Origin of the sequence: Streptomyces sp. NPDC003247 (genome assembly GCF_042888135.1) — a bacterium.
In the GTDB taxonomy this organism is placed as follows: Bacteria; Actinomycetota; Actinomycetes; order Streptomycetales; family Streptomycetaceae; genus Streptomyces.
This window is the reverse complement of record NZ_JBIAPF010000001.1, coordinates 733574-756286: the sequence shown is the minus strand read 5'-3', so window position 1 is coordinate 756286 and position 22713 is coordinate 733574. Positions and strand designations below refer to the sequence as shown.

The following is a 22713-nucleotide window of genomic DNA, read 5'->3' as shown; positions in this document are numbered from 1 at the left end:
CATGCACTCCGCCCAGGTCGACACCTCGACCCTCGACGCCCCCCTGCTGGACGCCTATCTGCGCCGCCTCGGGGTCGCGTATCCGGCATGGCCCACCGCCGACGTGCTGCGGGAGCTGCAACTGCGGCACCTGCAGACCGTCCCGTTCGAGAACCTCTCGATCCATCTCGGCGAGGAGATCGTGCTGGAGGAGAAGCGGCTGGTCGAGAAGGTGGTGGTGGCGGGGCGGGGCGGGTTCTGTTACGAGCTGAACGGGGCGTTCTCGGCGCTGCTGCGGGCGGTGGGCTTCGACGTGACACTGCTCGCGGGACGGGTGTACGGAGAGGAGGGGCGGCTCGGGATCCCCTATGACCACCTCGCGCTGCTGGTGCGGACGGTGGACGCCGGGGAGTGGCTGGCGGACGTCGGGTTCGGGGCGCACAGCCACTACCCGCTCCGGTGGGAGCACCGGGGCGAACAGCAGGATCCCGGGGGCCTGTTCCGGATCGCGGAGGCCGGACCGGACGCGGCCGGGGTGAAGGGCGGGGCCGGACGGCTCGCCGGATCCGGGAACGGAGCCCCGGGCGCCGACGTGGACGTCCACCGCAACGGCACGCGTGCCTACCGGCTGGAGGTGCGGCCCCGGCTGCTGGGCGACTTCCTTGCCGGAGCCTGGTGGCACCGGACCTCGCCGGACTCGCACTTCACGAGATCGCTGGTGTGTTCGCGGGTCACCCAGGAGGGAGGAAGGATCACGCTCAGCGGGCGTCGGCTGAAGACGACGTCCGCCGACGGGAGCAGCGAGGAGCGGGAGGTGGCGGGGGACGAGGAGGTACTGGCCGTCTACCGGGAGCGGTTCGGGATCTCCCTGGACCGGGTGCCGGTGGTGCGGGCGGCGGGGACGGCTGTCTAGCCGGCGCCGGGCGCCGGTGCCGGTGCCGGTGCCGAGGGACCGGGGCTGGGGGCCGGTGGTGTGGGGCGTAGCCGAAAATGGCTGCGTGAGCGATGTGAGACATGTGCTGGTGCTGCCCGATCGTGACGCCGCCGAGGAGGCGGTCGAGGCGCTCGCGGAGCGGTTCGGGCTGCGGGAGGAGCCACAGGTCGTCCGGGACGCGCTGGCCGGGGAGGACGACGCGGAGGACGCGCAGTGGCTGGTCGTACTGCGGGACGAGGAAGAGCGCCTCGACCCGCAGGAGTTGGACGCGTTCGCGGGGGAGTGGGAGGGGTGGCGGGAGGAGCCGTAGGAGGCTCGGGGAGGGGAGGGCTGGGGAGGGCGGGCGGAGGGGGAGGGGGGAGGGAGAGCCCCCTGGTAGGCCGGGGAGTCCCTTGGCAGGCCGGGGCTGTCGGTGCCGCGTGCCATGCTTTACCCGATGCCCAGGAAGACTGCGAATGACGACCCTCTTGCTCCCGTGACGCTGGCCGTGGGGCAGGAGGACCTTCTGCTCGACCGTGCCGTGCAGGAGGTGGTGGCCGCCGCGCGGGCGGCCGATGCCGACACGGATGTGCGTGATCTGGCCTCGGACCAGTTGCAGCCGGGCACGCTCGCCGAGTTGACCAGCCCTTCGCTGTTCGCGGAGCGCAAGGTCGTGGTCGTCCGTAATGCGCAGGACCTGTCCGCCGACACGGTCAAGGACGTGAAGGCGTATCTCGGGGCGCCCGCCGAGGAGATCACGCTCGTGCTGCTGCACGCGGGCGGCGCCAAGGGGAAGGGACTGCTGGACGCCGCGCGCAAGGCGGGGGCGCGCGAGGTGGCCTGTCCGAAGATGACCAAGCCGGCGGACCGGCTGGCGTTCGTGCGCCAGGAGTTCCGGGCGACCGGGCGGTCGGCCACGCCCGAGGCGTGCCAGACGCTCGTCGACGCGATCGGCAGCGATCTGAGGGAGCTGGCGTCCGCCGTTTCGCAGCTGGTCGCGGATGTCGAGGGGACCATCGACGAAGCGGTCGTCGGGCGGTACTACACCGGGCGGGCCGAGGCGTCGAGCTTCACCGTCGCCGACCGGGCGGTGGAGGGGCGGGCCGCCGAGGCGCTGGAGGCGTTGCGCTGGTCGCTGGCCACCGGCGTCGCTCCCGTGATGATCACCAGTGCGCTCGCGCAGGGGGTGCGGGCGATCGGCAAGCTGTCCTCCGCGCGCGGCGGCCGGCCGGCGGACCTCGCGCGGGAGCTGGGCATGCCGCCGTGGAAGATCGACCGGGTGCGCCAGCAGATGCGGGGCTGGACACCGGACGGGGTCGCGGCCGCGCTGCGGGCCGTGGCCGAGGCCGACGCGGGCGTCAAGGGCGGCGGGGACGATCCCGAGTACGCCTTGGAGAAGGCCGTGGTGACGATCGCACGGGCGGCTCGCTCCCGGGGCCGCGTCTAGAAGGCCCGCGCCTGGGACGCCCTCGCCTGGAAGACCCGCGCCTGGAAGACCCTCGCCTGGAAGGCCCGCGCCGCGCCGGTCTCCAGTGGCCCCTCGCTCCCGGCGGAGGAGAATCGTGCGTGTCAGCCGTTCATCGCCGGAGTGGGGAAGGTGGCGGTCGTCATGGCTGAACACCCGCACGCGCTGCTCGTCCGCAAGGGCTACGACGCTTTCATGCGGGGAGACATGGACAGCCTTCGCGCCACGATGACCGGGGACTGCACGCACCATGTGCCCGGCTCCCATCCGCTGTCGGGTGATCACAAGGGGATCGACTCGATCATCGACGGGTACTACCGCCGGCTCTTCTCGGAGACGGACGGGTCGTTCCGGGTCGCCCTGCTCAATGTGTTCGTCGACGGCCGTGGGCACGCCGTCTCCGTCCACCGGGTCACGGCGGACCGCGGCGTCAGGCACATCGACGAGAACGGAGGGATCGTCTTCCGGATCGTCGGGGAAAAGATCACCGATCTCGACGAGTGCGTCGAGGACATGGACAAGAGCGACGCGTTCTGGTCGTGACCGCGCCGCACCCCCTCCTGCACGCCCTTCCTCGGCCGCGCCCTTCCGTCACGCCTCCCCTCCGTCGCGCCCCACCGGCGGCGCTTCTCCGCCGTCCTCGGCGGACACGCCGAAGGCCCCGGCTCCCGCCCTGGGGAAGGGTGGGGGAGCCGGGGCCTTCGGTTCACGCTGCTGGATCCGCGCCCGCGTGGCGAACGCAGGCCGCGCGCGGATCCGTGGGTTCCGGTCGGGAGCGGATGAGAGAGGGCCCGCTCTGGGTCCTTCCGGTGGTTCGGTCCCTGGTGAGCCGGGGACCGGTCAGATCAAGAAGGAGGTTCAGCCCTTGAGGGACGCGACCTTGGAAGCAAGCGCCGACTTCTTGTTGGCGGCCTGGTTCTTGTGGATGACGCCCTTGGAGACGGCCTTGTCGAGCTGACGCGCGGCGGCGCGCTGGTACTCGGTGGCCTTCTCGACGTCACCCGCGGCAGCGGCCTCACGGGCCTTGCGGATCGCGGTCTTCAGGGAGGACTTGACGGCCTTGTTGCGCAGCCGGGCCTTCTCGTTGGTCTTGATCCGCTTGATCTGGGACTTGATGTTCGCCACGAATGAGCCTTTACAGGTTCAGGCACGGGGCCGCGAGGGTCCCGTACCAGGTGATTTCTTGGACGTGCCTCGTGCTGAGAGGGCATGAGACACAGCCACCCAGGCTACCAGTGGCCCGGAGAACGGCCCAAACCGGCTTCCGGTCGCCGCGCGTGGGACCATGGAGCCTACGTATAGATCCGACCCGAGGCATAAGGCGCCTCAAGAGACAGGACCCTGCGTGCCCGCGACCCCTAACAATGTGCCCGAGCCGAGCCGTACCGACCCGGCGCTGATCCGCAATTTCTGCATCATCGCGCACATCGACCACGGCAAGTCCACGCTCGCCGACCGGATGCTCCAGCTGACCGGTGTGGTCGAGCAGCGGCAGATGCGTGCCCAGTACCTCGACCGCATGGACATCGAGCGCGAGCGCGGTATCACGATCAAGTCCCAGGCCGTGCGCCTGCCCTGGGCGCCCACCCAGGACAAGGGCAACACGCACATCCTCAACATGATCGACACCCCGGGGCACGTCGACTTCACCTACGAGGTCTCGCGGTCGCTCGCCGCCTGTGAGGGAACCATCCTCCTGGTGGACGCCGCCCAGGGCATCGAGGCCCAGACCCTCGCCAACCTGTACCTGGCGATGGAGAACGACCTCACGATCATCCCGGTGCTCAACAAGATCGACCTGCCGGCCGCGCAGCCCGAGAAGTTCGCCGAGGAGCTCGCCAACCTCGTCGGGTGCGACCCCGGCGACGTGCTGAAGGTCTCCGCGAAGACCGGTCTCGGGGTCGAGGCCCTGCTCGACAAGGTGGTCGCCGAGATCCCGCCCCCGGTCGGGGTGAAGGACGCCCCGGCGCGCGCGATGATCTTCGACTCCGTGTACGACTCGTACCGGGGCGTGGTGACGTACGTCCGTGTCATCGACGGGCAGCTCAACAAGCGCGAGCGCATCCGGATGATGTCGACGGGCGCCACGCACGAGCTGCTGGAGATCGGGACGAACTCGCCGGAGATGCTCGGCGCCGACGGTCTGGGCGTCGGCGAGGTGGGCTACCTGATCACCGGTGTGAAGGACGTCCGCCAGTCCAAGGTCGGTGACACCGTCACCAGCCAGGTCAAGGGCGCCACCGAGGCCCTGGGCGGCTACAAGGACCCGAAGCCGATGGTCTTCTCCGGTCTGTATCCGCTGGACGGCTCCGACTACCCCGAGCTGCGCGAGGCCCTCGACAAGCTCCAGCTCAACGACGCCGCGCTCGTCTACGAGCCGGAGACCTCCGCGGCCCTCGGCTTCGGCTTCCGCGTCGGTTTCCTCGGCCTGCTCCACCTCGACGTGATCCGCGAGCGGCTGGAGCGCGAGTTCGGGCTCGACCTGATCGCCACCGCGCCGAACGTGGTCTACCGGGTCGTGATGGAGGACGGCAGCGAGCACACCGTCACCAACCCGAGCGAGTTCCCCGAGGGCAAGATCAACGAGGTGTACGAGCCGGTCGTACGCGCCACGATCCTCGCCCCGACCGAGTTCATCGGCTCGATCATGGAGCTGTGCCAGACCCGGCGCGGCACCCTCCTCGGCATGGACTACCTGTCCGAGGACCGGGTCGAGATCCGCTACACCCTGCCGCTCGCCGAGATCGTCTTCGACTTCTTCGACCAGCTGAAGTCGAAGACGCGTGGTTACGCGTCCCTGGACTACGAGCCCACCGGCGAGCAGACCTCCAGCCTGGTCAAGGTGGACATCCTGCTGCACGGCGACAAGGTGGACGCCTTCTCGGCGATCACCCACAAGGACGCCGCCTACGCCTACGGCGTGCGGCTCGTCGCCAAGCTGCGCGAGCTGATCCCGCGGCAGGCGTTCGAGGTGCCCATCCAGGCCGCCATCGGTTCGCGGGTCATCGCCCGCGAGACCATCCGCGCCATCCGCAAGGACGTCCTCGCCAAGTGCTACGGCGGTGACATCTCCCGTAAGCGGAAGCTGCTGGAGAAGCAGAAGGAGGGCAAGAAGCGGATGAAGATGGTGGGTTCCGTGGAGGTTCCGCAGGAGGCCTTCATCGCGGTCCTGTCCAGTGACGACAGCGCGGGATCGGGCAAGGGCAAGAAGTAGCCCGTCCCTCCCGCCCGGTTCCGGGGCCCGTCGCGCGGTTGCGCGGCGGGCCCCGTTCCGTTGACTTGTAGAAAGTGACAGTACGTGGCCCCTTACGTGCCGGGCGGTCGCCCCTTACCCTGAACCCTGCTCGCTAGTTACTCGCGAGTTAAACAACGGAGCCGGACAGCGGAGCGACAACAGAGCCGGACCACAGAGTCGGACCACAGAGCAAGACGACCGAGCAAGAGCGCAGAGCAAGACGACCGAGCAGTCGCCAGAGCCAGACAACAGAACAAGACGACCGAGTAAGAACGCAGAACAAGACGACCGAGCAAGACGCCAGAGCCAGACACCAGAGCCAGACAACACAGAGCCAGACAACACAGAGTCAGACGACCGTCGCACTGAGCCAGCCGCACCGTCGCGGGCCCCGGAGGATGTCGTGAGCGACACACAGACACTGATCGAGAACCGTCCGCAGTCCGTCGCGGGCCTCTTCCTGGAGCGCGTGGCGGCCACGCCGGACGCGGAGGCGTACCGCTATCCCGTACCGGGCCCGGCCGGCCAGGGGCCGGACGACTGGAAGTCGCTGAGCTGGGCGCAGTCGGCCGAGCGGGTGTACGCCATCGCGGCCGGTCTGATCGAGCTGGGCGTCCGGCCCGAGCAGCGGGTGGCGCTCGCCTCCTCCACCCGGATCGAGTGGATCCTCGCGGACCTCGGCATCATGTGCGCGGGGGCCGCCACCACCACCGTCTATCCGCAGACCAACGCCGAGGAATCGGCGTACATCCTCTCCGACTCCGAGAGCCGGGTGCTGATCGCCGAGGACGCGGCGCAGCTCGCCAAGGCGGTGGAGAAGCGCGCCGAGCTGCCGGACCTGACCCATGTCGTCGTCGTCGACCCGGCGGGTCTGGAGAGCGTGGAGACCGCCGACTGGATCCTCACCCTCGACGAGCTGGAGAAGCGCGGCGCGGCCCGTCTGGAGCAGGACCCGCGGCTGATCGAGGAGCGGGTCGGCGCGATCACCCGGGACCAGCTCGCCACCCTCATCTACACCTCCGGCACCACCGGCCGGCCGAAGGGTGTGCGCCTGCCGCACGACAACTGGTCGTACATGGCGAAGGCGATCGCCGCGACCGGGCTGGTCACCGCCGACGACGTGCAGTACCTGTGGCTGCCGCTGGCGCACGTCTTCGGCAAGGTGCTCACCTCCGGCCAGATCGAGGCCGGTCACGTCACGGCCGTCGACGGCCGCGTCGACAAGATCATCGAGAATCTGCCGGTCGTGCAGCCCACGTACATGGCGGCCGTGCCGCGCATCTTCGAGAAGGTCTACAACGGGGTCGCCGCCAAGGCCCGCGCGGGCGGCGCCGCCAAGTACAAGATCTTCCAGTGGGCGGCGGAGGTCGCCCGCGAGTACGCCAAGGTGGCGCAGGACAACTTCCGGCGCACCGGGACGGCCTCCGTGCCGTTCGGGCTCGGCGCCAAGCACAAGGTGGCCGACGCGCTCGTGTACGCGAAGATCCGCGAGGCGTTCGGCGGGAACCTGCGGGCGTGCGTGTCCGGCAGCGCGGCGCTCGCGCCGGAGATCGGCTTCTTCTTCTCCGGCGCCGGCATCCACATCCTGGAGGGCTACGGCCTGACCGAGTCGTCGGCGGCCTCCTTCGTGAACCCCGGCGAGGCGTACCGCACCGGCACGGTCGGCAAGCCGCTGCCCGGCACGGAGGTGCGCATCGCCGACGACGGCGAGATCCTGCTGCGCGGCCCCGGCGTCATGGAGGGCTACCACGGGCTGCCCGAGAAGACCGCCGAGGTACTGGAGGCCGACGGCTGGTTCCACACCGGTGACATCGGCGAGCTCTCGCCCGACGGCTACCTGCGCATCACCGACCGCAAGAAGGACCTCATCAAGACGTCCGGCGGCAAGTACATCGCGCCGGCCGAGGTCGAGGGGCAGTTCAAGGCGGTGTGCCCGTACGTCTCGAACATCCTCGTCCACGGCGCCGACCGGAACTTCTGCACCGCGCTGATCGCCCTCGACGAGCCGTCCATCCTGGCCTGGGCCGAGGAGAACGGGCTCGGCGGGAAGACGTACGCGCAGGTGGTGGCCGCGCCCGAGACGGTCGCCCTCGTCGACGGGTACGTCCAGCAGCTCAACGCGGGGCTCCAGAGGTGGCAGACCATCAAGAAGTTCCGGCTGCTGCCCCGCGACCTGGACGTGGAGCACGGTGAGATCACGCCGAGCCTGAAGCTGAAGCGGCCGGTCGTGGAGCGGGAGTACAAGCAGCTGATCGACGAGATGTACGCGGGGGCGCGCGAGGCGTAGCCGGTCACGGCTACGGACGACGGACGCGGGACGAGGGAAGAGGGCCGACGGACGAGGACGGGCGGCCACCGGGGTGCGGTGGCCGCCCGCGCGGTGTCCCGCGTCGGGCCGCGGTGTCCCGCGTCGAGCCTCTGTGCGGAAGTGGGCGCAGTGATCGGAGATCCGGTCGGGAACGGCCAGTCTTCGACCACTTACGAAGCACTGTTCTCCCCCATCACGGCCCACTTCGGTAACTCGTTGCTTATGGGCGGGGTCGGTCTGTCACTCTGTCGGCATTGGTTCAGGCGTGAACTGTCTGCATACCGAGCACCGTCGTCCGACCGTCCGGGGAGCTGCCCATGGGGGCCATTCCGACGCAACGTGAGACCGCGTCCCGGCCCGGTGGTGCGCCCGCGCACGGGGTTGGACAACCGGCGAAGCACGCGACCCTGTCCGGTGGCTCCCTCGCGCCCGGCGCCGCCCGTGACCTCGTACGCGCCGCGCTGGCGGAGTGGACCGACCTCGGCCTCACCGGCCCCCTCGCCCAGGACCTGGGGGAGGCGGCCGTACTCGTCGTCAGCGAACTGGTCACCAACGCCGTCGTGCACGCCGGCACCGACGTCGACCTGGTCTGCCGGCTCGAGACGGAGCCCGAGAGCTGCGCGGTCGTCGTGGAGGTCACCGACCACCACCCCTCCCGCGCCCCCCGCGACGGCACCGCCGAGTCCGCCCCCGAGACCCCCGAGTACGGCCGGGGACTGCGCCTGGTCGCCGCCCTGGCCGACGCCTGGGGAGTGACGTACCGCAGGGGCACGAAGACCGTGTGGGCGCGGCTGCTGCCCGGAGTGGTGCTCGACGAAGGGGATCCCGCGCAGCCCCGCGCGGCCGCCGCCACCGGCGCCCCCGCCGCCTCGCTCGCCTTCGCCGGGGCCCTCGCCCCCGATCCCCGGCCCTCCGCGCGCGACCACGACTGGCTGGGCCGGGGCGCCCTGTCCTTCCTCGCCGAGGCCTCCGACCTGCTCGCCGGGCAGCTCGACGAGGACCTGGTCGCCTCGCTCACCGGCCAGCTGATCGTGCCGCGCCTCGCCGACTGGTGCGCGGTGTGGCTGGAGGACGAGGTCAGCGGGCGCTGGGCGTCCGGCCACCCGGGCGGCGGAGGCGGCTGGGGCGGCGCCGGCGGGGGCGCCTCCGCCGGCGGCAACGGCGCTCCCGGTGGTGGCGCGGGCGGACCCGGTCCGTGGCTGTCCGGTGTCTGGCACGTCAGCGAGAACCACGTCGAGGAACTCCGCCGAGCCCTGGAGAAGGATCCGCCGCTCCCGTCCGACGGCCTGCGCTCCGGGCCCGCCGCCCACCCCTGGCCGGACACCGGGCTCGGCCCGCAGGGCGCCTCCCTCGCCTACCGGCTGGTCGCCGGCGGCCGCCCGCTCGGCACGCTCGTCATCGGGCGCGTCGGGCTGCTGCGCTTCCCCGACGAGGTCACCGGGCTGGTCGAGGACCTCGGCCGCCGGGTGGCGCTCGCCATCGGCGCGGCCCGCCAGTACGCCCGGCAGGCCACCATCAGCGCCGTCCTCCAGCGCGGACTGCTGCCCGGCGCGGTCGCGCAGATCCCCGGGCTGCGCAGCGCCCTCGTCCACGAGCCGCGCGAGAAGGGCGGGCCGAGCGGCGACTTCTACGACCTGTTCCCGGCGGGCGACGGCCGCTGGTGCTTCGCCGTCGGTGACGTGCAGGGCAAGGGCCCCGAGGCGGCCGTCGTCATCGGCCTGGCCCGCCCCTGGCTGCGGCTGCTGGCCCGCGAGGGCTACGGCGTCGCCGACGTCCTTGACCGCCTCAACCAGCTCCTCCTCGACGACGCCACCGAGGCCGCCGACGCCGCCGCCCGCGCCTTCGTCGGCCCCGCGGGACCCGCCGACGGCCCGCAGACCCGCTTCCTCTCCCTCCTCTACGGCGAGCTGGCCCCCTTCGAGGGCGGCGTCCGCTGCACCCTCGCCTCCGCCGGCCACCCGCTGCCGCTGCTGCTCGGCCCCGACGGCGGCGTCACCACGGCCGCGCAGCCGCAGACCCTCCTCGGGGTGATCGAGGACGCCACCTACATCAGCGAGACCCTCGACCTGCGGCCCGGCGACAGCCTGCTGTGCGTCACCGACGGCGTCACGGAACGACGCTCCGGCTCCCGCCAGTTCGACGACGGCGACGGCCTCGCCGCCGCACTCTCCGGCTGCGCCGGCCTCGGCGCCGACCTGATCGCCGACCGCATCCGCCGCCTCGTCCACGACTTCGGCCACGCGCCGCCCGAGGACGACCTGGCCCTGCTGGTGCTCCAGGCGGAGTGACCCGGGCGGGCCGGACCGCCGGCGCGGTCCCTGCCCCTGCCCCTGCCCGCCCCGTCCCCGGCCGACCCGCCCGGAGCGCCGCCCTGCCCCGGCCCCGCTCCGCCCGCCCCGGAGCAGCGCCGGTGGCCCTTCCGGCGTGCACCGGCCGACGGCGTGCACCGGCCGACGGCGCGCACCGGCCGACGGCGCGCACCAGCCGACGGCGTCCGCAGCCGACGGCGTCAGCGGACGGGGACGCCCGCGGATGGGGGACGCCCGCGGCCGACGCGGCCCGCCCCGGCCGTACGGGACAATGGAAGACATGCCTTCCGCTCTCCCCGACGGCGAGCCCGTCCCCGTCGACGGCGCGCTGCCCGCGTCCGCGCTCGCCGGGGCCGCCGACCGCCCCCTCGGGTTCTACCTGCACGTCCCGTACTGCGCGACCCGCTGCGGGTACTGCGACTTCAACACCTACACCGCCACCGAGCTGCGCGGCACCGGCGGTGTCCTCGCCTCCCGCGACAACTACGCCGACACCCTGATCGACGAGATCCGCCTCGCCCGCAAGGTCCTCGGCGACGACCCGCGCGAGGTCCGCACGGTGTTCGTCGGCGGCGGTACGCCGACCCTGCTGGCCGCCGGTGACCTGGTGCGGATGCTGGGCGCGATCCGGGACGAGTTCGGGCTCGCGGCCGACGCGGAGGTCACGACGGAGGCGAACCCGGAGTCGGTCGACCCGGCCTACCTGGACACCCTCCGCCGGGGCGGCTTCAACCGGATCTCCTTCGGCATGCAGAGCGCCAGGCAGCACGTGCTGAAGGTGCTGGACCGCACCCACACGCCCGGACGGCCCGAGGCCTGTGTCGCGGAGGCCCGCGGGGCCGGCTTCGAGCACGTCAACCTGGACCTGATCTACGGCACCCCGGGGGAGTCCGACGACGACTGGCGGGCCTCCCTGGAGGCGGCCCTCGGCGCCGGTCCCGACCACGTCTCCGCGTACGCCCTGATCGTCGAGGAAGGCACCCAGCTCGCCCGCCGCATCCGCCGCGGCGAGGTCCCGATGACGGACGACGACGTGCACGCCGACCGCTACCTGATCGCCGAGGAGACCCTGTCGGCCGCGGGCTACGACTGGTACGAGGTGTCCAACTGGGCCACCTCGGAAGCGGGCCGCTGCCTGCACAACGAGCTGTACTGGCGGGGCGCCGACTGGTGGGGCGCGGGCCCCGGCGCGCACAGCCACGTCGGCGGCGTGCGCTGGTGGAACGTGAAGCATCCGGGCGCGTACGCGGCGGCGCTGGCGGACGGACGGTCGCCGGGCGCCGGACGGGAGCTGCTGTCGGACGAGGACCGCAGGGTGGAGCGGATCCTGCTGGAGCTGCGGCTCCGGGAGGGCGTGCCGCTGTCGCTGCTGCGGGAGGCGGGCCTCGCGGCGGCACGCCGGGCGCTGGCGGACGGGCTGCTCCAGGAGGGCCCGTTCGGGGAGGGGCACGCGGTGCTGACCCTGCGGGGGCGACTGCTGGCGGACGCGGTGGTGCGGGACCTGGTGGACTGATCACCCCGGCGAGTGAATCCCTGCGGAACGGGGGTTCGGTCCCTAACCTGGTTCGTAGGCTGCCGCCAAAAGGACGCGGCGGATGTGGAGGGCCACGGAGATGACCGCTGTGGACGAGCGCGGGATGACCAGGTTCTTCGAGGAGTTCGAGCCTCCGGAGGGCGTCAAGGTCGAGCTTCTCCGGGGGGAAATCGTGATGATGGCCACTCCCGATCTGGTGCACAACCGGATCGTGGCGGATGTCCAGGACCAGATCCCGCGCAAGCACTGGGAACGGCTCCAGACGACGGATGTGGACATCCTCGACGAGGCCAGTGAGCCGGTGCCGGACCTGTTGGTGCTGGAACGAGGTGTTGCCCCGGGCTCGGGGCGTCTGCTGCCGTCCCAGTTGATCACGTTGGTGGTCGAGGTGGTGTCCAAGACGAGCGTCGACCGGGACTACGGGGTCAAGCGGTCCATCTACGCGGCGGGCAAGATTCCCGCTTATTTGATCATCGATCCGATCGTCGCGCACTGCGTTCTGCTCAGCGAACCCGTCGGTGTGGGCGAGATCGCTGACTATCGAGCGCAGCGCATCACGAAGTTCGGTGACCCTCTTCCGCTGGAACCGCTCGGCCTCGAACTGGACACCAGCGAGTTCGGAACCCTTACCGGAGTCCGGCGTCACCACCTGCCGTGACGAAGTCGATCAGTTCCTCCACCCGCCCCAGCAGCTCCGGCTCCAGGTCCTTGTAGGACCCCACCCGCTTCAGGATCGCCTGCCACACCGCCCCGGTGTTCTCCGACGGCCACCCCAGCGCCCGGCACACCCCCGTCTTCCAGTCCTGCCCGTGCGGCACGCGCGGCCAGGCCGCGATCCCCAGCGACGACGGCTTCACCGCCTCCCAGACGTCGATGTACGGGTGGCCGACCACGAGCGCGTGCTCGCTGGTCACCGACTGGGCGATCCGCCACTCCTTCGTACCCGGCACCAGGTGGTCCACCAGCACGCCCAGCCGCGCGTCCGGCCCCGGCGCGAACTCCGCCACGATCGACGGCAGGTCGTCCACGCCTTCCAGGTACTCCACGACCACGCCCTCGATCCGCAGGTCGTCGCCCCACACCTTCTCGACCAGCTCGGCGTCGTGCCGGCCCTCGACGTAGATGCGGCCGGCGCGGGCCACCCGGGCACGGGCGCCGGGCACGGCGACCGAACCGGACGCGGTGCGGGTGGGGCGTACGGGCCCGGAGGCGGGCCGCACGAGGGTCACCACCCTGCCCTCCAGCAGGAAGCCCCGCGGCTCCAGCGGGAACACCCGGTGCTTGCCGAAGCGGTCCTCCAGGGTGACCGTGCCCGCCTCGCAGCGGATCACCGCGCCGCAGAAACCGGTGCCGGGCTCCTCCACCACCAGGCCGGGCTCCGCCGCGACCTCGGGGACCGGCTGCTGCTTCTTCCAGGGAGGGGTCAGATCGGCGGAGTACGTACGAGGGCGCGGGCCCGTAGGGCCCTCGTGGGAAGGGCGGTGGCGGGAGACGGGTGGGCGCATTCGGATGACGATAGGAGAAGCCGCGCCCCGAAGTGCCCCCGACGGCTCACGACACGCCGAAACGCGCCGCCAGCTCGTCCCGCTGCCGCCGCACGAACCCCGCGTCCACCACCGCCCCGTGACCGGGCACGTACAGGGCGTCCGCCCCGCCGAGGTCCAGCAGCCGGTCCAGGGCGGCCGGCCAGTGGGACGGCACGGCGTCCGGGCCGGCCTGCGGATCGCCGGACTCCTCGACCAGGTCGCCGCAGAACACCACCTCCGGCGAGCCCGGCACCAGGACCGCCAGATCGTGGGCCGTGTGCCCGGGAGACAGGTTCGCCAGCAGCACCTGCCGGCCACCGCCCAGGTCGAGCGTCCACTCCCCGGAGACCAGGTGGCGGGGGCGTACGAGCGTGTCCACGGCCTCCGCCGCCGCCGTCTCGTCGAGCCCGTTGCGCACCGCGTCCGCCCGGAGCTCCTCGGCCCCGCGCCCCCGCCGGGTCAGCACCGTCTCCGCGCCCACCGCCGCGTACACCTCCGCGCCCGCGAACGCCGCCGCCCCGAAGACGTGGTCGAAGTGGGGATGGGTGAGCGCGAGATGGGTCACACGCCCGCCGGCCAGTTCCTCCGCCCGCATCCGCAGCCGGGCCCCCTCCGCGAGGCTCGACCCCGCGTCGACCACCAGGGCCGCGCCGGCCCCGACGACCAGCCCCGCCGTGCAGTCCCAGCCCGGCAGCCGGCACCGCCCGACCCCGGCCGCGACCCGCTCCCACCCCAGCTCTTCCCAAGTCACCGTCATACCGCGACGCTAGCGGTGACGGCCCGCCCGTGAGAGCCGCCACGGAACCGACCTTGCCGCGGGTGTACCCCACCGCCGTACACTGGGCCGGGGAACGCTGGCACTCGGAAGTGAAGAGTGCCAGGCAGAGCGCCAGGGACGATCGACTGGAGGTGTGCGCGCGATGCTGAGTGAACGAAGGCTCCAGGTACTGCAGGCCATCGTCCAGGACTACGTGGGCACCGAGGAGCCGGTCGGTTCCAAGGCGCTCACCGAGCGGCACAACCTCGGCGTCTCCCCGGCGACGGTCCGCAACGACATGGCGGCCCTGGAGGACGAGGGGTTCATCGCCCAGCCGCACACCAGTGCCGGGCGCATCCCCACCGACAAGGGCTACCGGCTGTTCGTCGACAAGCTGGCCGGCGTCAAGCCGATGACGGCCCCCGAGCGGCGGGCCATCCAGAACTTCCTCGACGGCGCCGTCGACCTCGACGACGTCGTGGCCCGCACGGTACGGCTGCTCGCGCAGCTCACCCGGCAGGTCGCCGTCGTGCAGTACCCGTCCCTGACCCGGTCCACCGTGCGGCACGTGGAACTGCTGTCGCTCGCGCCCGCCCGGCTGATGCTCGTGCTCATCACGGACACCGGCCGGGTCGAGCAGCGGATGGTGGACTGCCCGGCACCGTTCGGCGAGTCCTCGCTGGCGGACCTGCGGGCGCGGCTGAACAGCCGGGTCGCGGGCCGCCGCTTCGCGGACGTGCCGCGGCTGGTGGAGGACCTGCCCGACGCCTTCGAGGCGGAGGACCGCGGCACGGTCTCGACGGTGCTCTCCACCCTGCTGGAGACCCTCGTCGAGGAGAACGAGGAGCGGCTGATGATCGGCGGCACCGCCAATCTCACCCGCTTCGGACATGACTTTCCCCTCACCATCCGGCCCGTCCTGGAGGCCCTGGAGGAGCAGGTCGTGCTCCTCAAACTCCTGGGCGAGGCGGGCGATTCGGGCATGACCGTGCGCATCGGCCACGAGAACGCCTACGAGGGACTCAACTCCACTTCCGTGGTGTCGGTCGGCTACGGTTCGGGCGGCGAGGCAGTCGCCAAGCTCGGCGTGGTCGGACCGACCCGCATGGATTACCCGGGAACGATGGGAGCGGTACGCGCAGTGGCACGGTACGTCGGACAGATCCTGGCGGAGTCGTAAGTGGCCACGGACTACTACGCCGTTCTCGGCGTGCGCCGCGACGCGTCGCAGGAAGAGATCAAGAAGGCCTTCCGGCGGCTCGCACGCGAGCTGCACCCGGACGTCAACCCCGATCCGAAGACCCAGGAGCGGTTCAAGGAGATCAACGCCGCCTACGAGGTGCTCTCGGACCCGCAGAAGAAGCAGGTCTACGACCTCGGCGGCGACCCCCTCTCGCAGGCGGGCGGCGGTGGCGCGGGCGGCTTCGGCGCCGGCGGCTTCGGCAACTTCTCCGACATCATGGACGCGTTCTTCGGCACGGCGTCCCAGCGCGGCCCGCGCTCGCGCACCCGCCGGGGCCAGGACGCGATGATCCGGCTGGAGGTCGAACTCGACGAGGCGGCCTTCGGCACGACCAAGGACATCCAGGTCGACACGGCCATCGTCTGCTCCACCTGCAGCGGCGAGGGCGCCGCGCCGGGCACCACCGCCCAGACGTGCGACATGTGCCGCGGACGCGGTGAGGTGTCGCAGGTGACGCGGTCCTTCCTGGGCCAGGTCATGACCTCGCGCCCCTGCCCGCAGTGCCAGGGCTTCGGCACCGTGGTCCCCACGCCCTGCCCGGAGTGCGCCGGCGACGGACGCGTCCGGTCGCGGCGCACCCTCACGGTCAAGATCCCGGCCGGTGTCGACAACGGCACCCGCATCCAGCTCGCCGGCGAGGGCGAGGTCGGCCCGGGCGGCGGACCCGCCGGTGACCTGTACGTCGAGATCCACGAGCTGCCGCACCACACCTTCCAGCGGCGCGGCGACGACCTGCACTGCACGGTGACGATCCCGATGACCGCGGCGGCCCTCGGCACCAAGGTGCCGCTGGAGACGCTGGACGGCCTGGAGGAGGTCGACATCCGGCCCGGCACCCAGTCCGGCCAGTCGATCCCGCTGCACGGGCGCGGCGTCACGCATCTGCGCGGCGGCGGCCGCGGGGACCTCATCGTGCACGTCGAGGTGCAGACGCCGACGAAGCTGGACCCGGAGCAGGAGCGGCTGCTGCGCGAGCTGTCCAAGCTGCGGGGGGAGGAGCGGCCGCAGGGGCAGTTCCAGCCGGGGCAGCAGGGGCTGTTCTCGCGGCTGAAGGACGCGTTCAACGGGCGGTGACGGCGTTCAACGGGCGGTGACGGGTGGTGGGCGTCGGGGGTGTTCCGCCCCCGCCGCCCCTTCCCTCCCCCATCGTCTCCGGGGGCTCTGCCCCCGGGCCCCCGTTTCGGCCCTGGACGGGCCTCGTCCTCAAGCGCCGGACGGGCTGACTGTGCGGCCCCTGCTGAAGAGGTGCCGTGGGGAAGGCCGATTCGGACTTGTCCGGGGGACGTGACAACATGCCGTCATGTCCTCCGCACTGACCGATCTCTTCCCGTACCCGATCGTGCAGGCGCCCATGGCGGGCGGCGTCTCCGTTCCGCAGCTCGCCGCCGCCGTGTCCGAGGCCGGCGGGCTCGGGTTCCTGGCCGCCGGGTACAAGACCGCCGACGGCATGTACCAGGAGATCAAGCAGATGCGGGGGCTGACCGCCCGCCCCTTCGGCATGAACGTCTTCATGCCGCAGCCCCCCTACGCGGAGACCGGCGCCGTCGAGGTCTACGCCCACCAGCTGGCCGGCGAGTCCTCCTGGTACGCGACGGAACTGGGCGACCCGGACAGCGGCCGGGACGACGGCTACGACGCGAAGATCGCGGTGCTGCTGGACAACCCGGTGCCGGTGGTGTCGTTCCACTTCGGCGTGCCCACCCCGGAGGTGCTGGCCTCGCTGCGCCGCGCCGGAACGTTCACGCTGGTCACCGCGACCACCGCCGAGGAGGCCGTGGCCGTGGAACGGGCGGGCGCGGACGCGGTGATCGTGCAGGGCGTGGAGGCCGGCGGCCATCAGGGCACCCACCGCGACGCCCCGGAGAACGACGGCTCCGGCATCGGTCTGCTGTCCCTGACCGCCCAGGTCCGCGAGGCCGTGCGGCTGCCGCTGGTGGCGGCCGGCGGCATCATGCGGGGCAGCCAGATCGCCGCGGTCCTCGCGGCCGGCGCGAGCGCCGCCCAGCTGGGCACGGCCTTCCTCGCCACCCCCGAGTCCGGCGCCGCCGCCGTGCACAAGCAGGCGCTGACGAACCCCCTGTTCGTCCGCACCGCGCTGACCCGCGCCTTCTCCGGCCGCCCGGCCCGCGGTCTGGTCAACCGCTTCCTGCGCGAGCACGGCCCGTACGCGCCCGCCGCCTACCCGGAGGTCCACCACCTCACGTCGCCGCTGCGCAAGGCGGCCGCCAAGGCGGGCGACGCGCAGGGCATGGCACTGTGGGCGGGGCAGGGCCACCGCATGGCCCGCGAACTGCCCGCCGGGCAGCTGGTGGAGGTGCTGGCGGCCGAACTGGACGCGGCACGCGCGGCGATGGCGGCCGGCGCGGCCGACGGGAGCGGCGGACGATGACCGCGCCCGTCTTCGTCGTCGAGGAACTGCCGCCCGCACCGGCCGAGTTCGTCCTGGACGGGCCCGAGGGCCGGCACGCCGTGTCGGTGAAGCGGCTGCGGCCCGGCGAGGAGGTCGTCCTCACCGACGGGGCCGGCCGCTGGGCGCACGGCGAGGTCCTCGCCGCCGAGGGCAAGGACCGGCTGACGGTCGGTCTGACCGAGGTGGCGGAGGAGCCGCCCCAGTCGCCGCGGATCACCGTCGTGCAGGCACTGCCCAAGGGCGACCGGGGCGAACTGGCCGTCGAGACGATGACCGAGACCGGCGTCGACGCGATCGTGCCGTGGGCGGCCTCCCGCTGCATCACGCAGTGGAAGGGCGAACGCGGGCTGAAGGCGCTCGCCAAGTGGCGGGCCACCGCGCGCGAGGCCGGCAAGCAGTCCCGCCGGGTCCGCTTCCCCGAGGTCGCCGACGCGGCGACCACCCGGCAGGTCGCGGACCTTCTGGCGCGGGCCGACTTCGCCGCCGTGCTCCACGAGGACCGCGACTACCGCAGCGCGCCCCTGGCCACCGTCCCGCTCCCCGCCGAGGGCGAGATCGTCCTCGTCGTGGGCCCCGAAGGGGGCGTCTCCCCGGACGAGCTGGCACTCTTCGAGGAGGCCGGCGCGCAGGCGTACCGGCTGGGGCGGAGCGTGCTGCGGACGTCGACCGCCGGTACGGCCGCCGCCGCCCTGGTCCTGGGCCGGACCGGCCGCTGGTCCTGACGCACGGCAACGTTCCGGCGGGCCGCGCCCGTCCCGACGGACGGCGCCCGTCCCGACGGACGGCGCCGGTGCCGGTGGACGGCGCTCGTCCTGACCGACGCCGCTCGTCCTGACCGACGCCGCTCGTCCTGACCGACGGCGCTCGTCCTGACCGACGGCGCTCGTCCCGACCGACGCCGCTTGTCCGGCCCGCGCCGCTCGTCCGCCCCCGCGCCGTCCGCCCGGTCGGCGAGGGGGCGGACGCGGCGGGTGGAGCTCGTGGGAGCACGGTAGGGGGCGGGTGACGAGTGGCGGTATGTGCCCTACCGCGGCCGCCGTGACGGTGGCAGGCTGCCCCGCATGGGGGTTTCCGGACGGATCCGGCTCCGGCCGCACGGCCTGCCGTACACACGGGGGCAGGGCAGGCCGTACCGGCTGCGCGCGGTGGCCGTCGCGGGGCTCGCGGTCGTGGCCGTGGGCGGGGTCGCGGCGTGCGAGCCGGGCGGACTGAGCGCCACGAGCGTGGCGTACACGACCGACGAGACGGCGACGGCCGAGATCGAACGGCGGGACGTGGACGTGCGGTGGCTGACGTGCACCGGCGAGTACGGCGACGGCGGGACGGGCGGCTCCGGTGCGGAGACCGCCACCTCCGTCGCCTCCGTCGACTGTGAGGGCGAGACCGGCGACGGGCGGGACATCACGGTCGACGGGCAGGTCACGCGCGCGGTCGACGGCTCCTGCGTGCGCGGGGACCTTCGGGCGGTCGTGGGGGACAAGCAGCTGTTCCGGGTCGCCGGGCTCGGCGACTGCGCCTCCGCGACGCCCTCGCCCGTCGCCCCGCCGGCCTCGGCGCAGCCCACGCGGCCCGCACAGCCCGCGGAGCCGGGGCGGCCGACGGTCACCGTGACCGTCACGCGCACCCTCTGGTGCCAGGACGGCACCGACTGCGGCCCCGCGCAGGAGAAGTGACGCGACGACGGGTCGCGCGGGGGCGTGAGCGGCGCGGGAACGATCCGTACCCCTGTCGGCGGCACCCGCCCTTGCCTAGAGTGATCGGGTGACACAGTCCGCGACGCCTGCTGCGTACTTCCGTTTCCCGCACCTGCACGGCGAGTCGGTGGCCTTCACCGCCGAGGACGACGTGTGGCTCGCGCCCCTCGACGGCGGCCGCGCCTGGCGCGTCAGCGCCGACAACGTGCCGGTCTCCCTGCCCCGCATCTCGCCCGACGGCACCACCGTCGCCTGGACCTCCACCCGCGACGGCGCCCCCGAGGTGCACGTCGCGCCGGTGGACGGCGGCCCCGCCACCCGGCTGACGTACTGGGGGAGTTGGCGCACCCAGGTGCGCGGCTGGACCCCCGACGGCCAGGTCCTGGTGCTCAGTTCCCACGACCAGGCGAGCACGCGCCGCACCTGGGCGCGCGCCGTCCCGCTCGACGGCGGACCGGCGGCCACCCTGCCGTACGGGCCCGTCGGCGCCGTCGCCCACGGCCCGCGCACCGTGCTGCTGACCGTGTCCATGGGCCGCGAGGCCGCCCACTGGAAGCGCTACCGGGGCGGTACGGCGGGCAGGTTGTGGATCGAGCGGGACGCCCACGACGGGGAGGGCGCCGGCGAGTTCGTACGGCTGCACGACGACCTCGACGGGAACATCGAGGACCCGGTGTGGGTGGGGACGGGGGGCGACCCGCTCGAAGGAAGCCCGGAGTCGGGGAGGATCGCGTTCCTCTCCGACCACGAGGGCACCGGGGCGCTGTACTCCTCCCTCGCCGACGGATCGGACCTGCGGCGGCACACCCCTCTCGACGGCTTCTACGCCCGGCACGCCGCCGGTGACGGCCGGCGCGTCGTCTACGTCCGCGCCGGCGAGCTGTGGGTCCTCGACGACCTCGACGGCGCCGAGCCGCGCCGGCTCGACGTGCGGCTCGGCGGGCAGCGCACCGACCGGCGGCCGTACCCGGTGAGCGCCGCCCGCTGGCTGGGTACCGCCGCCCCCGACCACACGGCGCGCGGCAGCGCCGTCGAGGTGCGCGGCGCCGTCCACTGGGTCACCCACCGCTCCGGGCCCGCCCGCGCGCTCGCCGCCGAACCCGGGGTGCGGGCCCGGCTGCCGCGGACCTTCCGCGCGGACGGCGAGGAGTGGGTGGTGTGGGTGACGGACGCCGAGGGCGAGGACGCCCTGGAGTTCGCGCCCGCCACCGGGCCGGCCCCGGGGGCCGCGCCGCGCCGGCTGGCCGCCGGACGGCTCGGCCGGGTCCTGGAGCTCGCCATGGCCCCGGACGGCAGCCGTGCCGCCGTCGCCGCGCACGACGGGCGGCTGCTGCTCGTCGAGCGGGAGAGCGGCGAGGTCCGCGAGGTCGACCGCAGCGAGGACGGTGACGTCGGCGACCTGGTCTTCTCCCCCGACTCCGGCTGGCTGGCCTGGTCGCACCCCGGCCCGCGTCCGCTCAGCCAGATCAAGCTCGCCCACGCCACCGACCTGTCGGTCACCGAGGCGACCCCGCTGCGCTTCCGTGACTACGCGCCCGCCTTCACCCTCGACGGCAAGCACCTGGCGTTCCTGTCCACGCGCGCCTTCGACCCGGTCTACGACCAGCACGCCTTCGACCTCTCCTTCCTCGCGGGCGCCCGGCCGCACCTGATCACCCTGGCCGCCACCACGCCCTCGCCGTTCGGCCCGCAGCGGCACGGCCGCCCCTTCGAGACGTCCGACAAGGACGAGACCCCCGACAGCGAGGGCACCCCGGCGACCCGTGTCGACCTGGAGGGGCTCGCCGACCGGATCATCCCGTTCCCGGTGGAGGCGGGCCGCTGCTCCGGGCTGCGCGCGGCGAAGGACGGCGTGCTGTGGCTGCGCCATCCGGTGCGCGGGGTCCTCGGCGCCTCCCGCGCCACGCCGGACGCCCCCGACCCGCACACCGAGCTGGAGCGCTACGACCTCGCCCAGCACCGCCTGGATCACCTCGCCGCCGACGTCGACGGCTTCGAGGTCAGCGGCGACGGCAAGCGGCTGCTGCTGTGGTCCGACGGCAAGCTCAGGGTCGTTCCCGCCGACCGGCGCGCCTCCGGCGACGAGGACAGCGACACCAACGTCACCGTCGACCTCGGCCGCGTCCGCCAGACGGTCGACCCGGCCGCCGAGTGGCGGCAGATGTACGAGGAGACCGGCCGCGTCATGCGGGACAACTTCTGGCGGCCCGACCTCGGCGGCGTCGACTGGGACGGCGTCCTGGACCGCTACCGGCCCGTCCTGGACCGGATCGCCACCCACGACGACCTGGTCGACCTGCTGTGGGAGGTGCACGGCGAACTCGGCACCTCGCACGCCTACGTCGTCCCGGCCGGCGGCCGCGGCCACGGCGGCGGCCAGGGCCTGCTCGGCGCCGACGTCTCCCGCCACGAGGACGGCGGCTGGCGCATCGACCGCATCCTGCCCGCGGAGACCTCCGACCCCGACGCCCGCTCGCCGCTGGCGGCGCCCGGGGTGGCCGTGCGCGCCGGTGACGCGATCGTCGCCGTCGCCGGGCATCCGGTGGACCCGGTCACCGGGCCCGGACCGCTGCTCGTCGGTACGGCGGGCCGGGCCGTCGAGCTGACGATCTCGCCGTCCGGCGGGGGCGAGCCGCGGCACGCCGTCGTCGTCCCGGTCGACGACGAGGAGCCGCTGCGCTACCACGCCTGGGTCGCGGACCGCCGGGCGTACGTGCACGAGAAGTCCGGCGGGCGGCTCGGCTACCTCCACGTGCCCGACATGCAGGCGCCCGGCTGGGCGCAGATCCACCGCGACCTGCGCGTCGAGGTGGCCCGCGAGGGGCTCGTCGTCGACGTGCGGGAGAACCGGGGCGGGCACACCTCCCAGCTGGTGGTGGAGAAGCTGGCGCGGCGCATCGTCGGCTGGGACGTGCCGCGCGGGATGCGGCCGTCCAGCTATCCCGAGGACGCGCCCCGGGGGCCCGTCGTCGCCGTCGCCGACGAGTTCTCCGGTTCGGACGGGGACATCGTCAACGCGGCGGTCAAGGCGCTCGGGATCGGGCCGGTGGTCGGCACCCGGACCTGGGGCGGCACGATCGGCATCGACAGCCGCTACCGCCTGGTGGACGGCACACTGGTCACCCAGCCCAAGTACGCGATCTGGCTGGAGGGCCAGGGGTGGGGCGTGGAGAACCACGGCGTCGACCCCGACGTGGAGGTGGTCATCCGCCCGCAGGACCACGCGGCGGGCCGAGACCCCCAACTCGACGAGGCGATCCGCCTGGCCCTGGCCGCCCTGGAACAAACCCCAGCCAAAACACCCCCCGCACTCCCGTGAGCCCCACCCACCCCGCGAAGG

Annotated in this window: 18 protein-coding genes; 15 read left to right on the top strand and 3 right to left on the bottom strand. The window is 73.0% G+C overall.

What is annotated here, in order from left to right; translation table 11 throughout:
* Position 1 precedes the first annotated feature (1 nt).
* The 4 genes from ACFYWQ_RS03195 (at position 2) to ACFYWQ_RS03180 (ending at position 2900) form a co-directional block, all read left to right on the top strand.
* Positions 2-892 carry an arylamine N-acetyltransferase gene (locus ACFYWQ_RS03195; protein WP_389512273.1) on the top strand — a complete coding sequence of 297 codons (891 nt, stop codon included), beginning with the start codon at positions 2-4 and terminating at the stop codon, positions 890-892.
* Between the two features lie 85 nt (positions 893-977).
* Positions 978-1223, top strand: coding sequence for a hypothetical protein (locus ACFYWQ_RS03190; RefSeq protein ID WP_389512271.1), 246 nt, complete (start codon positions 978-980; stop codon positions 1221-1223).
* 126 nt (positions 1224-1349) lie between these two features.
* Positions 1350-2339 (top strand): DNA polymerase III subunit delta, encoded by a 990-nt coding sequence (gene holA / locus ACFYWQ_RS03185; RefSeq protein ID WP_389512269.1) that lies wholly within the window; start codon positions 1350-1352, stop codon positions 2337-2339.
* A gap of 162 nt (positions 2340-2501) precedes the next feature.
* A complete protein-coding gene (locus tag ACFYWQ_RS03180; RefSeq protein WP_389512267.1) occupies positions 2502-2900 on the top strand; it encodes a nuclear transport factor 2 family protein in 399 nt (132 codons plus the stop codon).
* Positions 2901-3215: 315 nt separating this feature from the next.
* Here the strand turns inward: ACFYWQ_RS03180 and rpsT are convergent, their stop codons facing one another.
* Positions 3216-3482 carry a 30S ribosomal protein S20 gene (gene rpsT, locus ACFYWQ_RS03175; protein ID WP_015660447.1) on the bottom strand — a complete coding sequence of 89 codons (267 nt, stop codon included), beginning with the start codon at positions 3480-3482 and terminating at the stop codon, positions 3216-3218.
* 220 nt (positions 3483-3702) lie between these two features.
* On the opposite strand from rpsT, the gene lepA reads away from it, so the two are divergent.
* The 5 genes from lepA to ACFYWQ_RS03150 all read left to right on the top strand — a co-directional run bounded on the left by lepA (position 3703) and on the right by ACFYWQ_RS03150 (position 12401).
* Positions 3703-5571, top strand: coding sequence for a translation elongation factor 4 (lepA, locus tag ACFYWQ_RS03170; protein WP_389512264.1), 1869 nt, complete (start codon positions 3703-3705; stop codon positions 5569-5571).
* A gap of 424 nt (positions 5572-5995) precedes the next feature.
* Positions 5996-7879: an AMP-dependent synthetase/ligase gene (locus ACFYWQ_RS03165; RefSeq protein WP_389512261.1), complete on the top strand. Its 1884-nt coding sequence runs from the start codon at positions 5996-5998 to the stop codon at positions 7877-7879.
* Between the two features lie 338 nt (positions 7880-8217).
* On the top strand, positions 8218-10188 hold the full coding sequence (locus ACFYWQ_RS03160) for a SpoIIE family protein phosphatase (RefSeq protein ID WP_389512259.1): 1971 nt from the start codon (positions 8218-8220) through the stop codon (positions 10186-10188).
* A gap of 301 nt (positions 10189-10489) precedes the next feature.
* Entirely contained in the window at positions 10490-11722 is a 1233-nt protein-coding gene (gene hemW, locus ACFYWQ_RS03155) for a radical SAM family heme chaperone HemW (RefSeq protein WP_389512257.1), read from the top strand.
* Between the two features lie 100 nt (positions 11723-11822).
* Complete coding sequence (locus tag ACFYWQ_RS03150; RefSeq protein WP_389512254.1) at positions 11823-12401, top strand: Uma2 family endonuclease; 579 nt, start codon at positions 11823-11825, stop codon at positions 12399-12401.
* On the opposite strand, the gene ACFYWQ_RS03145 is transcribed toward ACFYWQ_RS03150, so the two are convergent.
* Together ACFYWQ_RS03145 and ACFYWQ_RS03140 are read right to left on the bottom strand one after the other, a co-directional pair.
* Positions 12370-13248, bottom strand: coding sequence for a DUF3097 domain-containing protein (locus ACFYWQ_RS03145; protein WP_389512253.1), 879 nt, complete (start codon positions 13246-13248; stop codon positions 12370-12372). The genes ACFYWQ_RS03150 and ACFYWQ_RS03145 overlap by 32 nt on opposite strands.
* 46 nt (positions 13249-13294) lie before the next feature.
* Entirely contained in the window at positions 13295-14026 is a 732-nt protein-coding gene (locus tag ACFYWQ_RS03140) for an MBL fold metallo-hydrolase (protein ID WP_389512251.1), read from the bottom strand.
* Positions 14027-14189: 163 nt separating this feature from the next.
* Here ACFYWQ_RS03140 and hrcA point away from each other — a divergent pair, with 163 nt between their 5' ends.
* The 6 genes from hrcA (at position 14190) to ACFYWQ_RS03110 (ending at position 22692) form a co-directional block, all read left to right on the top strand.
* Positions 14190-15206, top strand: coding sequence for a heat-inducible transcriptional repressor HrcA (gene hrcA, locus ACFYWQ_RS03135; RefSeq protein WP_389512250.1), 1017 nt, complete (start codon positions 14190-14192; stop codon positions 15204-15206).
* Positions 15207-16343 carry a molecular chaperone DnaJ gene (dnaJ, locus tag ACFYWQ_RS03130; protein WP_389512248.1) on the top strand — a complete coding sequence of 379 codons (1137 nt, stop codon included), beginning with the start codon at positions 15207-15209 and terminating at the stop codon, positions 16341-16343.
* Positions 16344-16569: 226 nt separating this feature from the next.
* A complete protein-coding gene (locus ACFYWQ_RS03125; protein WP_389512246.1) occupies positions 16570-17658 on the top strand; it encodes a nitronate monooxygenase in 1089 nt (362 codons plus the stop codon).
* Entirely contained in the window at positions 17655-18401 is a 747-nt protein-coding gene (locus ACFYWQ_RS03120; RefSeq protein WP_389512244.1) for a 16S rRNA (uracil(1498)-N(3))-methyltransferase, read from the top strand. The genes ACFYWQ_RS03125 and ACFYWQ_RS03120 overlap by 4 nt, the downstream gene beginning before the upstream one ends.
* 339 nt (positions 18402-18740) lie before the next feature.
* The gene (locus ACFYWQ_RS03115; protein WP_389512242.1) at positions 18741-19352 is read left to right on the top strand and encodes a hypothetical protein; all 612 of its coding nucleotides are present in this window, start codon (positions 18741-18743) and stop codon (positions 19350-19352) included.
* An 88-nt stretch (positions 19353-19440) separates the two neighbouring features.
* Entirely contained in the window at positions 19441-22692 is a 3252-nt protein-coding gene (locus ACFYWQ_RS03110) for a S41 family peptidase (protein WP_389512240.1), read from the top strand.
* Positions 22693-22713: the final 21 nt, after the last annotated feature.

What these genes read in the sequence shown, in the direction of transcription:
- ACFYWQ_RS03150 (WP_389512254.1), top strand. Translation starts at nt 11,823, where the DNA reads ATGACCGCTGTGGACGAGCGCGGGATGACCAGGTTCTTCGAGGAGTTC.
- ACFYWQ_RS03180 (WP_389512267.1), top strand. Translation starts at nt 2,502, where the DNA reads ATGGCTGAACACCCGCACGCGCTGCTCGTCCGCAAGGGCTACGACGCT.
- ACFYWQ_RS03195 (WP_389512273.1), top strand. Translation starts at nt 2, where the DNA reads ATGCACTCCGCCCAGGTCGACACCTCGACCCTCGACGCCCCCCTGCTG.
- hemW (WP_389512257.1), top strand. Translation starts at nt 10,490, where the DNA reads ATGCCTTCCGCTCTCCCCGACGGCGAGCCCGTCCCCGTCGACGGCGCG.
- ACFYWQ_RS03120 (WP_389512244.1), top strand. Translation starts at nt 17,655, where the DNA reads ATGACCGCGCCCGTCTTCGTCGTCGAGGAACTGCCGCCCGCACCGGCC.
- ACFYWQ_RS03160 (WP_389512259.1), top strand. Translation starts at nt 8,218, where the DNA reads ATGGGGGCCATTCCGACGCAACGTGAGACCGCGTCCCGGCCCGGTGGT.
- ACFYWQ_RS03115 (WP_389512242.1), top strand. Translation starts at nt 18,741, where the DNA reads ATGGGGGTTTCCGGACGGATCCGGCTCCGGCCGCACGGCCTGCCGTAC.
- ACFYWQ_RS03145 (WP_389512253.1), bottom strand. Translation starts at nt 13,248, where the DNA reads ATGCGCCCACCCGTCTCCCGCCACCGCCCTTCCCACGAGGGCCCTACG.
- hrcA (WP_389512250.1), top strand. Translation starts at nt 14,190, where the DNA reads ATGCTGAGTGAACGAAGGCTCCAGGTACTGCAGGCCATCGTCCAGGAC.
- ACFYWQ_RS03125 (WP_389512246.1), top strand. Translation starts at nt 16,570, where the DNA reads ATGTCCTCCGCACTGACCGATCTCTTCCCGTACCCGATCGTGCAGGCG.
- ACFYWQ_RS03140 (WP_389512251.1), bottom strand. Translation starts at nt 14,026, where the DNA reads ATGACGGTGACTTGGGAAGAGCTGGGGTGGGAGCGGGTCGCGGCCGGG.
- holA (WP_389512269.1), top strand. Translation starts at nt 1,350, where the DNA reads ATGCCCAGGAAGACTGCGAATGACGACCCTCTTGCTCCCGTGACGCTG.